This window comes from Candidatus Neomarinimicrobiota bacterium (assembly GCA_022560655.1).
Classification (GTDB): Bacteria; Fidelibacterota; Marinisomatia; order SCGC-AAA003-L08; family TS1B11; genus JADFSS01.
The window spans coordinates 1-14,984 of the sequence record JADFSS010000018.1 but is presented as its reverse complement, the minus strand read 5'-3'; the positions used below and the strand labels follow the sequence as shown (position 1 = coordinate 14,984).

General features: G+C 58.8%; 13 protein-coding genes. 12 read left to right on the top strand and 1 reads right to left on the bottom strand.

The window, feature by feature from the left end:
* The first annotated feature begins 42 nt into the window (after positions 1-42).
* The 11 genes from IH971_04420 to IH971_04370 all read left to right on the top strand — a co-directional run bounded on the left by IH971_04420 (position 43) and on the right by IH971_04370 (position 12,940).
* On the top strand, positions 43-624 hold the full coding sequence (locus IH971_04420; protein MCH7497081.1) for a polyphenol oxidase family protein: 582 nt from the start codon (positions 43-45) through the stop codon (positions 622-624).
* Between the two features lie 18 nt (positions 625-642).
* Positions 643-1,413, top strand: a complete 771-nt coding sequence (locus IH971_04415; GenBank protein ID MCH7497080.1) for an undecaprenyl-diphosphate phosphatase — start codon at positions 643-645, stop codon at positions 1,411-1,413.
* Positions 1,414-1,495: 82 nt separating this feature from the next.
* Positions 1,496-2,965: a sodium/proline symporter gene (locus IH971_04410; protein ID MCH7497079.1), complete on the top strand. Its 1,470-nt coding sequence runs from the start codon at positions 1,496-1,498 to the stop codon at positions 2,963-2,965.
* A 3-nt stretch (positions 2,966-2,968) separates the two neighbouring features.
* A complete protein-coding gene (gene holA / locus IH971_04405; protein ID MCH7497078.1) occupies positions 2,969-3,943 on the top strand; it encodes a DNA polymerase III subunit delta in 975 nt (324 codons plus the stop codon).
* Between the two features lie 29 nt (positions 3,944-3,972).
* Positions 3,973-4,527, top strand: coding sequence for a sigma-70 family RNA polymerase sigma factor (locus tag IH971_04400; GenBank protein MCH7497077.1), 555 nt, complete (start codon positions 3,973-3,975; stop codon positions 4,525-4,527).
* Positions 4,528-5,085 carry a zf-HC2 domain-containing protein gene (locus tag IH971_04395; GenBank protein ID MCH7497076.1) on the top strand — a complete coding sequence of 186 codons (558 nt, stop codon included), beginning with the start codon at positions 4,528-4,530 and terminating at the stop codon, positions 5,083-5,085. It abuts the gene before it with no gap.
* Positions 5,086-5,653: 568 nt separating this feature from the next.
* Positions 5,654-6,766 carry a sensor domain-containing diguanylate cyclase gene (locus IH971_04390; GenBank protein ID MCH7497075.1) on the top strand — a complete coding sequence of 371 codons (1,113 nt, stop codon included), beginning with the start codon at positions 5,654-5,656 and terminating at the stop codon, positions 6,764-6,766.
* Positions 6,767-6,768: 2 nt separating this feature from the next.
* Complete coding sequence (locus IH971_04385) at positions 6,769-6,969, top strand: hypothetical protein (protein MCH7497074.1); 201 nt, start codon at positions 6,769-6,771, stop codon at positions 6,967-6,969.
* A gap of 249 nt (positions 6,970-7,218) precedes the next feature.
* Complete coding sequence (locus IH971_04380; GenBank protein MCH7497073.1) at positions 7,219-8,400, top strand: methionine adenosyltransferase; 1,182 nt, start codon at positions 7,219-7,221, stop codon at positions 8,398-8,400.
* A gap of 170 nt (positions 8,401-8,570) precedes the next feature.
* A complete protein-coding gene (locus IH971_04375) occupies positions 8,571-11,537 on the top strand; it encodes a hypothetical protein (GenBank protein MCH7497072.1) in 2,967 nt (988 codons plus the stop codon).
* Positions 11,534-12,940 carry a hypothetical protein gene (locus IH971_04370; GenBank protein ID MCH7497071.1) on the top strand — a complete coding sequence of 469 codons (1,407 nt, stop codon included), beginning with the start codon at positions 11,534-11,536 and terminating at the stop codon, positions 12,938-12,940. Before IH971_04375 ends, IH971_04370 begins: the two co-directional genes overlap by 4 nt.
* 18 nt (positions 12,941-12,958) lie before the next feature.
* Here IH971_04370 and IH971_04365 read toward each other — a convergent pair whose 3' ends face one another.
* A complete protein-coding gene (locus tag IH971_04365; protein MCH7497070.1) occupies positions 12,959-14,071 on the bottom strand; it encodes an LptF/LptG family permease in 1,113 nt (370 codons plus the stop codon).
* Between the two features lie 121 nt (positions 14,072-14,192).
* Between IH971_04365 and IH971_04360 the strand changes: the two genes are divergently transcribed.
* The coding region (locus IH971_04360; protein MCH7497069.1) for a Na+/H+ antiporter NhaC family protein at positions 14,193-14,984 on the top strand (792 nt) is incomplete at its 3' end.

The window sequence follows — 14,984 nt, the reverse complement described above, 5'->3', positions numbered from 1 at the left end:
AGGAACGATCTTGAGGTTCAGGTCCCGCCGGATCAGCTGCGAATGAAGCGGGCCCACGTGCTGGGGCTTGCTCCGAGCCGCTTAGCGGTACCCCAGCAGGTCCACGGCGCAAAAGTTGCGGAGGCGAGAGGGGGCCATGCCCATACGACCACCGATGGCCTGTTCACCAACGACCCCCTCGTTGTCCTGACCCTGCGGGTGGCCGATTGCGCACCGGTGTACATCTACCATGCGCCCAGTGGCTATCGGGGGCTGGTGCACGCGGGCTGGCGCGGGATGGCGGCGGGCGTGCTGGCGGCAGGCGTGGGGTTGCTGGAAGCCCGGGGCATAGCCCCGGAGGAGCTGCAAACGGTGGTGGGTCCCACGATTGAAATGGGCTGCTATGAGGTTGGCGCGGAAGTGGTGCAGCTCTTCCCCGGGGAAGTGTGGCGACAGACCGGCCGTGGGCGCTACCAGCTCGATCTTGTTGCGGCGGTGTGCCACCAGCTGGCTGAGGCGGGTATCCCGGCGGCGAATATCGCCAGTGTCGATGTGTGCACGCGGTGCGATCCGCACTGCCACAGCTACCGCCGGGATGGTACCGCGGCGGGACGCATGGTGGCTTTTTTCTACTCATCGACCTGAGGTGAGACCACGGATCGTCTGACGGCGCTGCTGCTGGGGATCATCCAGGGCGCCACCGAATTTCTCCCGGTGAGCAGCTCGGCCCACCTGGTGATCGCGCGCAACCTTCTGCAGCTGCCCTCCACCGGTCTGCAGCTGGAAATCACTCTCCACCTGGGTACACTGGTAAGCGTGCTGGTGTACTTCCGCCACGATCTGCTCCGTTGGTTGGGGGGCTTCTACCTGCGCAGTGCTGCGGGCGCCGAGGCCCGCCGTGAGATGGGGCAAATTGCCCTGGCCACCGTACCCGCCGTGGTCGTTGCGCTGGCATTGGGAGGTAAGATCGTGGCCGCCTTTGACGCCGTGGCCTTCACCGGGGTCATGCTGCTGGTCACCACTGCCGTGCTGGCCTCCACCCGCTGGGCAGCTGGGACTGAGCACAGGGAATTGAGTTCGGCGTCAGCGCTGATCATCGGTATGCTGCAGGCGCTGGCCATCCTGCCCGGTATCTCGCGGTCGGGGATCACCATTGCGGCCGGACTGTGGTTGGGACTCGGGGGCCGCCGAGCAGCACGCTTTTCGTTTCTCATGTCGATCCCCGCCATCCTGGGTGCCGGGGTCTACCGGCTGCTGGATCTGGCGGGCACCCCACCACAAAATGTGCCGCAACTCTGGCTGGGCTTCCTGGCATCAGCGGCTGTGGGTTACGGTATGATTGCCTGGATGATGCGGCTCCTGCAACGGAAACAACTACACCTTTTTTCCGGCTATACCTTCCTTGCGGGTATCGTGGTTATTTTCTGGCTGTAATCCACTACCATCGGGATAGGATTTCGGGTCCCGGCAGAGCAGGTCACGTGCGGGTCACCATCCAACCTGGGGAGCATCGTCAATGAGTTCAGTTGCCATCGGATTTATTGTCTACCTGCTGATCATATTTACGGTGGGCGTACTCACGGCCAGGCTGAACAAATCACTGCCTGACTATCTCCTGGCCGGTCGGCGTCTAGGCCCCTGGGTAGTAGCCTTTTCCGAACGTGCGTCTGCCGAGAGCGGCTGGATGCTGTTGGGCCTCACCGGCCTCGCCTACGCCTCCGGTCTGGGCGACCCTTCAGGGACCCGACTCGAACCTGCGCTGTGGACCGGGCTGGGCGGCGTTGCCGGGGTCATCGCGGCCTGGTTCCTGGTGGCCAAGCGGCTCAGGCAAGAGAGTGAGCGTCTGGGAGCACTGACCATTCCGCGCTTTTTTGAACTCCGGTTCCGCGGACAGGACACCACGATGCGTTTCGCGGCCACCGGCATCATCGCGTTTTGCTTCGCATTTTACATCGCAGCTCAGTTTGACGCGGCCGGTAAGTCGCTGGAGCAGACCCTTGGCTGGGGCCATTTCACAGGCGTCATCGCGGCGGCGCTTATTATTGTATTTTACACCGCTATGGGTGGGTTTTTTGCCGTAGCCTGGACCGACTTTTTCCAAGGGTGGATCATGATTGGAACGCTTGTGCTGCTGCCACTGGTGACCGTGGCCGAACTGGGGGGCTGGGGGGTGCTGGCGGACAAGCTTACGGCCATCAACCCCCAACTGCTCACGCCCAGCGCCGGGCGGACCGGATGGACCCTTACGGCGGGCATTTTGGGCGGCTTTGGCGTTGGGCTAGGGTACCTGGGGCAACCGCATCTCATGGCCCGCTATATGAGCATCCGCTCAACCGACGATATTGCTACGGCGCGGCGCGTGGCCATCGTCTGGTCAATATTTTCCTACGGCGGCGCCGTGCTCATGGGCCTGGCCGCGCTGGCCTATTTTGGGGTTGGTCACTTTGACGACCCTGAAATGATGATGCCGGCTCTGGCCATAAGCCTGCTGCCGGCGTGGCTGGTTGGTATCATCATTTCCGGCGCCCTGGCCGCCATGATGTCCACCGCCGACTCCCAGCTGCTGGTGACGACCTCGGCCGTAGCGGAAGACGTGTACCACGCATCGCTGAATCCCAATGCCGACCAGAAGCAGCTGATGCTTGTTTCCCGGGTTGCCACCATCATTCTTGGGCTGCTCGCCATCGCCCTGTCGCAGCTGCCTCAGTCCATATTCCGCAAGGTGCTGTTTGCCTGGGCCGGCCTGGGGGCGGCATTTGGCCCTGCGATGGTTCTCAGCCTGTGGTGGCCCGGGACCACCCGCAACGGAGTCCTGGCGGGCATGCTCACCGGATTCTTTACGGTCATCATCTGGGACAACAGCGCCTGGGGCAGCAGGCTCTACTCCCTGGTACCGGGGTTTCTGGTTGCGCTGGTAGTCAATGTGGTGGTCAGTTTGCTTGAACGTGGCAAGCCGGCTTCCATCGGCGTTGTCCCGACGGAGTAGGGCGTGGTGACTTACGAGGACAGCGTGCGCAAGGTGCAGGCCGGCGAGATTGAGCCGGCCTACCTGCTGGCAGGCAGCGATGCATTCTTACAGGAATTCTTTATCGACGCGGTGGTGGAGGGTTTCCTGCCCGCCGGTGCAAGGAAGCGGGTGTTCTCCCTGAACGATGACGGTCCCGAGGCGGTCCTGGCCGATCTGAGCGCCTATAGCCTGTTCCAGGAGCGGCAGGTCCTGGTAGTTCGCAATACGAGCCAGATCGCCGGGAAGGCCCGGGAGGAGCTGCTGACCTATGTCAAAAGCCCGCACCCGGACAAATGTCTCCTGCTGGTGAAGGAAGAGCACCAGTCAGCCAAGGGTTTGCAGAAGGCCTTGTCCAAACTCATCCCCATCGTGGACACGCGGCCTCCCTTCCCGGAAAAATTGCGCTCCTGGGCCAACTATTATGCCAAATCAAAGGGTATGCAGCTGCAACCGGAAGCCTTGGACCTGCTCGTCGAACTGGTCGGAGACTCAGCGGGGCATGTGGTCAGCGAGTTGGAGAAAATCTTCAGCCAATTGGATGCGGGCGGGGAGGTAACGGTGGAGCTGGTCGAGGCGCAGGTGGCGCCGGACAAGGCCGCGCAGCTCTGGCACCTGCAAATGGCTGTGAGCAGGCGGGAAATGGAACCCTCTCTGCGCCTGCTGGTCGCCCTGCTGGAGCATGGTGCCCAACCTGCTGGGATCGTCAGCTCCCTGGCGACCCTCTTCGGGCAGTTGCTCTTCATGCAGTCAGCTACCACGGCCGAGGGCAGCTACACCGGGTTGAACAAGCCCGTGACGGCGGGGCTGCCTCACATGGGCAAGCTGTACCGGCCTGAGGATACCGCCCTGGTGATGCGACGTCTCCTGGCGGTTGACGCCCGTCTGAAGTCGGTGAGCGTGGAGTCGGGTCCTGTGCTGGTCGCCCTGGTAGCGGCCATCTGCGGAGAGACGGGCTAGTGGCGCACCAGTTTAATGACGAGGAACTGATGGCCCAGTTCCAGGACGGCAATGAGAGTGCCTACCTGGAAATCGTTGCCCGCTTCAAGGACCGGCTATTCACCTTTATTTACCGGTTTGTGGGCGATTCAGCCATGGCGGAGGATCTGGTACAGGACACGCTGGTGAAGGTCTATACTCACCGGCACGCCTACCGCGAGATCGCGAAGTTTTCCACGTGGATCTACACCATTGCCGGTAACCTTGCGCGCACGGAATTGCGCAAGCGCAAGCGCAGGGCCACCTTCAGCATGAGTACCCTGGGATTTGGTGAGCGGGAGCTGGATTTGCCCTCGGGAGACCCTGCTCCCAGTGCCGTGGTGGAGGGGCGGCAGTCTGAGCAGCAGATTCGCCGCGCTCTGGCCAAACTACCACTGCACTTTCGCACCGTTATTATTTTGAGAGATGTGCAGGAACTTTCCTACGAAGAGATCAGTAAAATTATGAAGATTCCACTTGGTACCGTGAAATCCAGGGTCAACCGGGCCCGCTTGAGACTTCAGGGAATGCTGTCAAACCTTAAATCGGAAGGGGATTCACGCTGAATGAATTGCGCCCAGCTTCGCGTTAAAATATCACCATATCTCGATGCTGAACTGTCATACGCAGAGTTGACGGCATTCAAGGGGCATCTGGCCGGGTGTAGCGATTGCACCGAGCTGGTGACCGAAATGACCGGCATCAAGATCGCACTCCTTGACAGCATTCATGCCTCCCTCCCGCCGGACTTTGTGACCCGTCTCCAACACCGGGTGCGGGCCGAGGGCAACCGGGCGGAATCAATGTGGCGCAAGCTGACGGAGCCCCGAATTCGGGGCTTTTCGCCTCTGTCTGTGAGCGGACTGGCGGCCGCGGGTGTGGCACTGGCAATCATCGCTGTCAGCCTGTTCACGGTGGAATCGGCGCCCATTGTTGCTCCCCCCACAAGTTCGGCTCAGCATGCAACCCCTCCCCTGATTGTCCCCACTCGCCCCACTTCAACCCAACCAACGACACCCTTTCTTACAACCGCTCCGGGGGACTCGTCTACATTCCTGCGCGATAGTTCCAGGCGCGATTTTTCGCGCCAGATCAAATACGTCAATACAGGCGATCGACGCTAGCCAAATAGTGCTTATCTAATCCTGATTCGTCTCCTTAAATTTGCTGCTCTAAATAACTAACGGACTGCTCGTTGTCCGCCCGTGGAGAGATCGGCCTCTCTCGCTGCCACACAGTGCGGCCAATAACACCCGGTACCATAGACATTTTCGTCCCTTGATAGCTGCCGCCCATCCCAATCGACATAACGGGAATTACACAATCAATGATTCCCTGAGTACTCTATTCGCGCTGTTGTCGAATGCATTGCCCGGGTGTCGGGCAGGGATCTACCTCAAGCGTGCCAATAAGGGCGGCTTTATCCTCACAGGTAGCAATAGCAGCGGGCATAAGTTTCTCAAGTCTGTGCCGGCGGCAACTGTAAGCGCATTGCCCGCCGCCGGCGGTTCCAAGCGAGCAACGCACGCATTGAGTCTACCCAATCAGCAGGCAGCAAAATGGATGACCAAGGGGGGGCTACGAGCCGGAGCCTCCGTGCGGGCCCAGCCACTGTACTCGAGCGGCAGGCTGGCTGGACTGCTCATCCTCGAGCTGCCCAGGGGTTCAGATCGGCACAAGCAAGCCGAAACGATGCTTGACCTTGCCGCCAGAATAATTCAGCATGACCTTATTCTGAACTCGGAGTTGGAATTGGCGCAGGCCGAAAACGCTTTCCTCTCCGACCTGATGAGCGGCGCCGGTTCCATTGACATAACTTCCACAACGGAAGCCTTGGTCAGTATCCTGATACGCGAAATAAGGGGCATTTTGAGATTTGATCGACTCACAATATGTGTACAGCCTTCCGATTCGGCGGATAGCCTGAAGATTGGATGGACGGAAGGATTAAAGGAGGGCTACGAAGCCGGATTTGCATTTTCATTGGCCGGCGTGGTACATGGAAAAATTTTCAGGTCAGCAAAAGCCATCATGACGGGAGATCTGCAAAAGTCAGGGTTTAAGGGGCGCTACGTCAGAGGAGATATTGCCAAGAGTGTCCTCAAATCATTTATTGGTGTGCCCATCATGGAGGCTGGCAGCCCTAAGGGAACGCTGGCCCTGGAAAGCAGGCCGTCCGACGATTATCAGCCTCAGGACGTGGAGCTCTTGAAGGCCACAGCCCAGGTCTACGGCACTGCTTTGATCTGGTGCCAGAAGTACCAGGAAGTGCATTCGATGGCCACCATAGATGGCTTGACCCAACTGCTGAATCGCCGCTCATTCCTTGAGCGCATGGCCGAGGAGCTGGAGCGGGCATCCCGTTATGGTGAAACGATGACCTTCCTGATGCTCGATCTGGACCAGTTCAAGAGCGTCAATGACACCCACGGCCATCTTTTCGGCGATTACGTCCTGTTTCAGACGGCCCAGCTGGTACGAACCTGCATTCGTAAGGCCGATGTGGCTGGTCGTTACGGCGGTGAGGAATATACCGTGATTATCATTAATGCCACCGCCGAAACCAGTCTTTCTACTATGCAGCGGATCAGGAATTCCATCGCGGATTTTAAGTTTCGCGAGGGTAATATAGAGGCTAGAGTTACCGTCAGTATTGGGGTGGCCGAGTATCCAAGAGATGGCCAGGACGTTAAGTCACTTATCCGGTGCGCGGACGAAGCCATGTACCGAGTTAAGCGGCACGGGGGTAACGCAGTCTTATCTTATTCCGCGGCGGACAGCGGCGCAAAATCGGAGGGAAAATAGTCATGGCCAAGGCCCCGAAATCATTTGCCGACAAAGCCAAAAAAGAGGAAAGCAAGAAAGCCGCCCAACGGCAGGTGAGGGTCATCCGAAGTATCAAGGACCCGGCCAAGGGCACCGTGCGATTTCTTGACGGCATGGTTGCCGTGCCGGGCGATGCAGACCTGGATGCTCACCTGCTCAAGTTCGTAGAGAAGGCTAAGTAGGGCCGTTTTTGGGCCTACTGCGTCCGTCATCCAGGCGGACCGCTTGCGGCCGACACCCTATTGATGCTTACTGGGCCAGATGTCACCGGGCCCACCTTTGTCCGGCTGGCCTGATGTGCTGAAGGGGCTTGCGCCGGCTGCCCCAGAGCTGCAGCCCTGACATGATGACCTATTACTGTTGCTCCTGTCTGATTATGTGTAATTTGCCCCGCCGAAATAATGTGCCCTTGAGCGCGATAGGAATCCCAAATGGCCCATAGCTTTCTCTTTACCTCTGAATCCGTTACTGAAGGTCATCCCGACAAAGTGTGCGATCAGATATCGGACGCCATCCTCGATAGCATCCTGGCAAAAGATCGGCAGTGCCGTGTAGCGTGTGAAACATTGGCCACCACCGGTCTGATTCTTGTCTCGGGCGAAATCACCACCACGACGTATGTGGACATACCAAGTATTGTTCGCCAAACCCTCACGGACATCGGCTATACTCGAGGCTCCTACGGCATCAGCGCTACCAAGGCCGCCGTGCTTATCAGTATTGACGAGCAGAGCCCCGAAATAGCGCAAGGCGTGGATGAGTCGGGCGACCACGAACAGGGCGCCGGCGATCAGGGCCTCATGTTCGGCTTCGCCTGTGATGAGACCAGCGAACTCATGCCCTTGCCCATCCAGCTGGCACAGCGTATCACCCGCCGGCTGGCGGAATTGCGCAAATCAGAGGCGTTGCCCTGGCTGCGGCCTGATGGAAAATCGCAGGTGACGGTCGAGTACGATGGTTTCAAACCGGTGAAAGTAAGCAAGGTGGTGGTGGCCACCCAGCACGATGACATGACGGATGCCTATCCGGATCTGGCCGCAGAACATCTGTTCATTACCAAGGAAGTGATAGAACACGTCGTTCTCCCGGTACTTGTAGACAGCGGCGTGCCTTTTGAGGAGCAGTTCATTATTAACGGTACCGGGCGCTTTGTCTTTGGAGGACCACACGCGGATACGGGCCTGACAGGCCGCAAAATAATTGTAGATACCTACGGTGGCTACGCGCGGCACGGAGGCGGAGCATTTTCCGGCAAGGACCCCTCCAAGGTGGACCGCTCCGCGACCTATATGGCGCGGTACATCGCCAAGAACATGGTGAGTGCTGGTCTGGCACAGCGGGCCGAGGTGCAACTGGCTTACAGCATCGGCGTGGCCGAGCCTATTTCTGTCAGCGTCAATTCTTTCGGTACGGGCGCCTTGGATGACGGCAGACTTGCCCAGATCATCAAAGATGAGTTTCCCCTCAAGCCGAAGGAAATAATCCGGCATCTGGATCTGCTTCAACCCATTTACCGGCAGACCGCCGCCTACGGGCATTTCGGCAGGGAAGAGCCGGGCTTCACCTGGGAGCGCCTCGATAAGACCGAGGAATTGGCCGGGTACCTGAAATAGCGCTCCTCCGACCCCCAGCGGTCCTGCCGCACGAAATCATTTGGATTCCGGGTTATCCTGCCTAGATTTCCCCGACTGTAAGCCTAACCACCCAAGGAATCGTGTCCAGGACAATAGCATCCCCCGCGGCGCACCGCCGATACCTATGGCCCAGCGCTGGCGGGCGAGCGTTGCAGGCTACATTTGCGGTGGCCGCTGTAGCCCTGCTGGGCGCCTGTGATTTTCAGCTGCCGACGAAGTTTGAGCTGCCCAGATGGGATGTTTCACTGACGCTGCCGCTGATCAACCGGACTTATAGCCTGGAAACGCTCGCAGACAATGACACGACCATTTCCCAGGATACCACCACGAAGGAGATTCAGATCGAGTTTACCGGTGCGCTGGATACTACCCGGATCGACTCCAGCCTTCTGGAAATTGCGCTCCCGGCCTCGGCGACCTCGCAGACCATATCCCAGACTGTCGACGGTGTCAATGCCAGCGATTTCTTTTCCCCAGTGGAGGAAAGTTTCCAGATTGTCATCGCGCTGGACTCAATTTTGCGGGCCGCGAACCTGCCGGCGTTTGATGCGGTATCTTTTCCTTCGCCATTTGATGTTCCTATCCCACAGGATGACTGGAACAATTGGGTAGCTTCCGAAGCCATCAGCCAGAGCGCAGGCCCCGTCCAGATCATCGATACCGCAACCGCCTTCCAGTCTATTTCCTTCATCGAGCGCATGCGCTACCTACGCCTGGGGTCGACCTCATTTTCAAGCAAATTCGTCACCAGCATCGAAAACGACGGTTTCCCCACCAGCATTGATTCCGTCGACCTGAGCATGGCTTCCGGTAGTCTGCTTTCGGTGTCTCACCAGAGCAACAGCGTACTGAAGAACACGACCTACGCGGATTCCACTGACCTCGCCAGCGCCCGGTTAGGGGCCGATATCAGTTTCGGGGTGAGCATGCAATTTCCTCAGGCGGGAGCGGATGTGATTATTTCCGCCGGCGATTCGGCTAAGATAATCATCGACATTGTTGTCAGCGTCGGTACGGTGGACAGCCTGGCCGTCACCACGGCCCAGACCTCGGTCCTTCAGGACCCGCCTAATCCGGTGGAACTGCCCGGTGAGGTTGCGATTCTCAGCGGCGTGCTCCGCTCGGGAGTAGTCTCACCGATAAACGAGGTGGCTCTCACCGGGCTCAGCAACACCCTGCCGTTTGACCTCCTATTCAGCCTGACCTTCCCCAATTTTGCCTCCACGGCCCAGCTCAGCGACAGTTTGACGTTTGGTCCTTTCGTCCTTTCCGACGGTGATGCCCCGGTGAACGACACCAAAATGCTGGGGGGCTTCACTTTCCACAACCCGGCCGGAAGCGGCGCCATCGACGCATTCGAGTTTATTGTGCTGGCCGAGGTGGTGGCCGCGGATATCGCTATACCCCTCGACGGATCGGCACTGGGTACCTTTCAGCTGGGCATTGAGTTCGGGGACGCCGCCCCGGCAGATGGCCAGGGCGACCTGCATTTTGCCAGCATCGAGGGGAATTTCCAGATATCATTCCCCGCGGTGAGCACCACCATAGAGAATATCCCTGCCGGATTCGTCGGCTTCAAATTTGGGCGAATCAGTCTCAGCATGTTGCTGCGCAACCAGATCGATCTGCCGGTGGAACTCGATCTGCGGCTGGTGGGCCGGAGCCTCGAAGGTGATAGCGTATCGGTGCCCATCAAGGCCCCGATCAACTATCCCAGCAAACCGAATGCGCCATCGGATAATGGTGACACCACCTCCACACTCATCATTCTGGATGGCACGTCCGTGCGCACCTACTGGCTGCCGGAGGGTGAAACGCACCCAAGTATGGCGTGGGATAGTGTAATCAGTCCCAACTCCGATGGCAGCATTGTCGATGTGTTGAACTTGCCTCCCGATATTATTGAGGTGGGTGGGGCGGCCACGGTCCGGGGCCAAGGTGTGGTGGAAGCGGGCAAGGGCATCTGGGGCGAGTTTGGTTTGATCGCTCCCTTCGCCTTTATCATCCCCCAGGACATCTCGTTCCTCCCGACGGAACCCACGCCCCTGGAGCCCATGGATGAAGCCACCCGGGAGCAGATCAAGACGGCCCTGATTTCGGCCACCCTCACCTCCCGGGTGACAACCAACTTCCCCCTGGGGGGGAAAATTTCCATGCTGGCCTCGGACAGCACCCTGTTCCCCCTGGCCCTGGACTTCCTCGATGACCTTGCCGCCGAAATACCTACTATGGCCCGCACCGGTGATTCAACCATTTACAGCACCATTTCGGCCGTCCTGGCAGCAGATTCCATCCTGAACGTGAATGAAATCGTATTTTACCCGGAATCACCCGTTGCGGGCGCGACGCTGGATCCCGTGGAAACGGTGGCCAAGAGGGTTGAGTTTATATCAACGCTGGGGGACACTTTCTGGGTGGGCCGCCTGTTCGACATGGAGCTGCCGCCGCCCAAAGCAGTCAACGAATTGGGATGGGTGACCACGCCGGGCGACACGACCCAGGTGATTGCCCTGGACGCCGAGCGGGTGGGCTGGCTGGCCTCGGATAGCAGAGTATTTCTAAAAACGTTTATCACTCTCTACGGCACGGACGGTGTCAGGACGATTCGGTCCACCGACTGGATTCAATTTTCGGCCTTCATCGGCTTCAATCTTACCAGCGACATATTTTCCATTGAGGAGGCGGATACCGCCGTTGTCGGAGTCACCACTCAAAACGATACCTCCGTGGCCGTTGACGGCATCGTGGTCATTGATCTGGGGGCGATTTTCTCAAATCCTGATGATCCCGCTTTTGATATTACCGATCCCGGGCTTGGCCTGTCTGCAACCAGCAGCCATACCGGCGTTGCATCGGTGGGAAGGATTTACTTTTTTGAGGATGACTCGTTGGAGATTAAGACTAAGCTGCTGGAGGTGCACGGTGATACCCTGGGGACAGCCCGGATAACCGTTATGCTCGATGACCAGAAGACGGCGCCCGTGTCCACCTCGTTCCTGGTCAAGGTGACGGCTGCTCCCATGGGGCGCGTGGCTGTCAGGCCAGCGAGCAGGGGGAAGCCAGGACCGGTCGAGAAACGGCGGTGGGGCGCGAAGGCCGAGAGGGTGCGCAAATGATGCGGGCGGCGCTGCGGGTTGAGGGGTGGCCTAGGGGCCTGCTGATCGTTCTCTGCCTGGGACGGCTCTGGGCCCAGGGGCCGGCCCCTGATCCGCGGACGGTAGCCCTGGCCGGGGCCATCACCAGTCTGTCCGAGGGGATTCACGCCGTAGGTTTTAATCCTGCCCGGTTGGCCTATTCCTCGAAGGACCTCAGCATCAGTCTGGCCGGGCTAACCATTGGGCTGGAAAACAATCTGCTTTCACTAGAAAACTACAACCTCGTCAACGGGGCGGACTTTATCGATTCGACTTCAGCTAGATTCCTCAATAAGCAGGAGTTTCTGGATGGCCTGCCGTCCGATGGCCTGCGCCTCAAGACGAGCCTCCACATGCCCCTGCCCGGCCTTAACTGGGCCCGGGGAACCACCGCTTTTTCCAGCGACCTGATCATTTACGGCAACCTGGGCCTGCCCAAGGCTCTGTTCCAGCTGCTGATGGAGGGTAACCCGGTTGGGCAGGAACTGGACCTAAGTCTCGACGAAGAAATAATTGGCGTGGGTGAATGGGGCTTCAGCTTCGCCGTTCCCACCGGAAAAATGGCCTTCGGCGTCACGCTGAAATACCTTCAAGGGCTGTTTTACGTCGGCATGGACCCCGATATCAGCTCGGGAGATTTCCGCACCGACACCAGCGGTTTCAGCGGCGAGGGACGTTACCTGCTCAGGCGTGCCGTGGGGGGCGGGGGATTCGGTCTCGATATCGGCTTTGCCACAGAAGAGTCCAACGGCTACAGTCTGGGCATAGCACTCATCAACGCCATTGGTTCCATCCGCTGGCAAGGGCCCTCCATTACCAAGGATCTATTTGGCGATGCCCTACATGAAGCCCTGGGCTTCCGGCCAAATGAGTACCTGCTCTATACCTACCGCGTCAGAGACGTGACGGCAGATGCGTTTCTGCAGGGGACGGACCTGGATAGTCTGTTTGAGAACGATAGCTTTGGGGTTCTCGAGACGGAAACCGGCCTGGTGGCCTATGACAGTCTGGACTCATTGGCACTGGCCGCCTTTGTCCCCAAGCCCTTTGTCACCGACTACCCGGCGCTCTTGAGACTGGGGGTCTCCAAGCGGGTGGAGAACTTTGGCCTGATTTCGGCTGATCTGGTGACGGGCTTCCAGGACCGGCTGTGGTCATCCCGGGGATGGCAACTGGCGCTGGGTGCCGAAATCGACCGGTCGCCCCGATTTCCCCTCCGGATGGGAGCGCGCTTCAGCGGTGCAGGGGTGCAGCAGGTGGGGGTTGGGTTTGGCCTGCATACAGGCATCCTGCAGTTTGACTTCGCCCTGGCGTTGCATAACGGTTTGTGGATTCACACCACCAAGGGGGTCAGCCTGGCCTTTAGCCTTACTTTCGTGCGCTGAGCAGCACGAAGAACTTTGTCAGCTGCGCAGCCGCCGCAACAGAATAAATCCGAGCGCCAAAAACAGGATATTGGGCAGCCACACGGACGGGAGCGGCGCAAGGATGCCTTTGAAGCCCAGGGACTGACCCAGCTTGATGGCCACATAATAGCCGAAGATGACGAAGACGCTCATGCCGGCGCCGAACGCTAGGCTGGAGCGGGAGCGGCCCACGCTGAGGGGGAGCCCAAACAGCACCATGATGAAGCTGGTCATGGAGAAAGCCAGCTTAAAATGCAAGACGACTTCCCGCCTCGTGGGATCGTCACCACTGCGCTTGAGCTCCTCGATAAACTCTTTGAGCTCGCCGTAGCGCATCTCCTCCGGCGGCACCAGTTCCTTCATAATGTCAACCGGCTTGATGCCTAGGGCGAGCAGCGTATCGCGCTGGTAGTCGGTCCATATCGACGTGTCAGCCCCCGGCAGAAAGGACCGGATGCGGTAGTCGGTACCCCGCCATAGCTGGGCAGCCTCATCCCAGATCAACTGCTGGATATCCATGCGCCTGACCAACCTGCCCTGTTCAAACTGCTGCAGATACACTCCTTGAGCCCGCAGATTTCGGAAGTCAAACCGGTCAATGGCTATGTATCCCGCAGGCGGCCGTCGCTTGAAGAAGTTCTGCTTCTTGTCCTTGTGCTTGCGGCGATAATCCCGGGCCAGGTACTGCTTTTGGACGACAGATTTCCGGCGCAACGATTCCGACACAACCAAATCGTCGAAGAGGAACGATCCGGCACTGATCATCAACCCTGCCAGCAGTAGCGACGCACCGATCCTGCGGATACTTAGTCCTGCTGCCTTCATGGCGGTAATCTCGTTGCGCTTATTCAGCAAGCCCATTGAGAAGAAGGTGGCCAGCAGGGTGGCCATTGGCAGGGCGATACTGATAAACGAGGGGAGGGTATAAATGTAATAGGCGATCACGGCACTACGAGGCATCTTGGCATCAATAAACTTGTCCAGGTTTTCTACCACATCCACGACCAGGAAGATGGTGATAAAGGCGATGAGTGCGCCGAAGAGAATGCTCAGGAAGCGGCTGAGAACGTAGCGGTCGAGGAGTTTGAACATATTCCTAAAGGTAAACATAACCGGGGTACTGCATCACGCACCAATTCACCGCGCTTGAATGCTGTCTCTGGACAACCGTGTGGTTCCAGCGAGAGGTTCTTTGCATCGGGGGAATCGGCCTGATAAATTGCCCCTCATTATGTATCTAGCCAAATACTGGGTCTTCCCGCTACTTTTCGCCGGGTGCCTGTTGGCAGAGGAGGGCGATGGCCTTCCCGTTCAGGCGCCCCTCGTCGTCTTGCAGGGGGTGCCATTTGAAATGACCGTGGGCGGTCCAGCCGTGGATTCTGCGGCCATCTATTTGGAGGGCACTCTGCTTTATTCCGGTCCGGTGGCCCAGCGGGACGGTCAGAGTAGCGTACGTGATGTCGTCGTGGTGGGGCTGGGGAAGCGGCGGTTGGACGTCGTCACCTCCGCCGGAGAGGGTTCCGCCGAACTGCGGGTGCTACCCGGCTGGGTAAGCATCCTGCCGCCGCTGATGGCAATTGCCCTGGCGCTGATTACCAAGCAGGTGGTGCTCTCCCTGTTTTGCGGCGTCTGGTTGGGGGCGGCGATGACATTGGGGGGTTACAACCCCTTCTTTGGCTTCCTGCGCACAGCCGACACTTATCTGGTGCGAGCCCTCACTGACCGGGACCACATGCGCATTGTATTGTTCACCATGACTTTGGGTGGCATGGTGGGAATCATATCCCGCAGCGGTGGCACGCAGGGTATCGTTCAGGCGTTGGCCAAACATGCCAACAACCGCCGCACCGGCCAGCTGGCTACTTGGCTGATGGGCATGCTCATCTTTTTTGACGACTACTCCAACACTCTGCTGGTTGGCAACACCATGCGGCCCTTCACTGACAAGCTGAAAATCAGCCGGGAAAAGCTGGCCTACCTGGTGGATTCCACTGCCGCGCCCATCGCCAGCATCGCCCTGGCA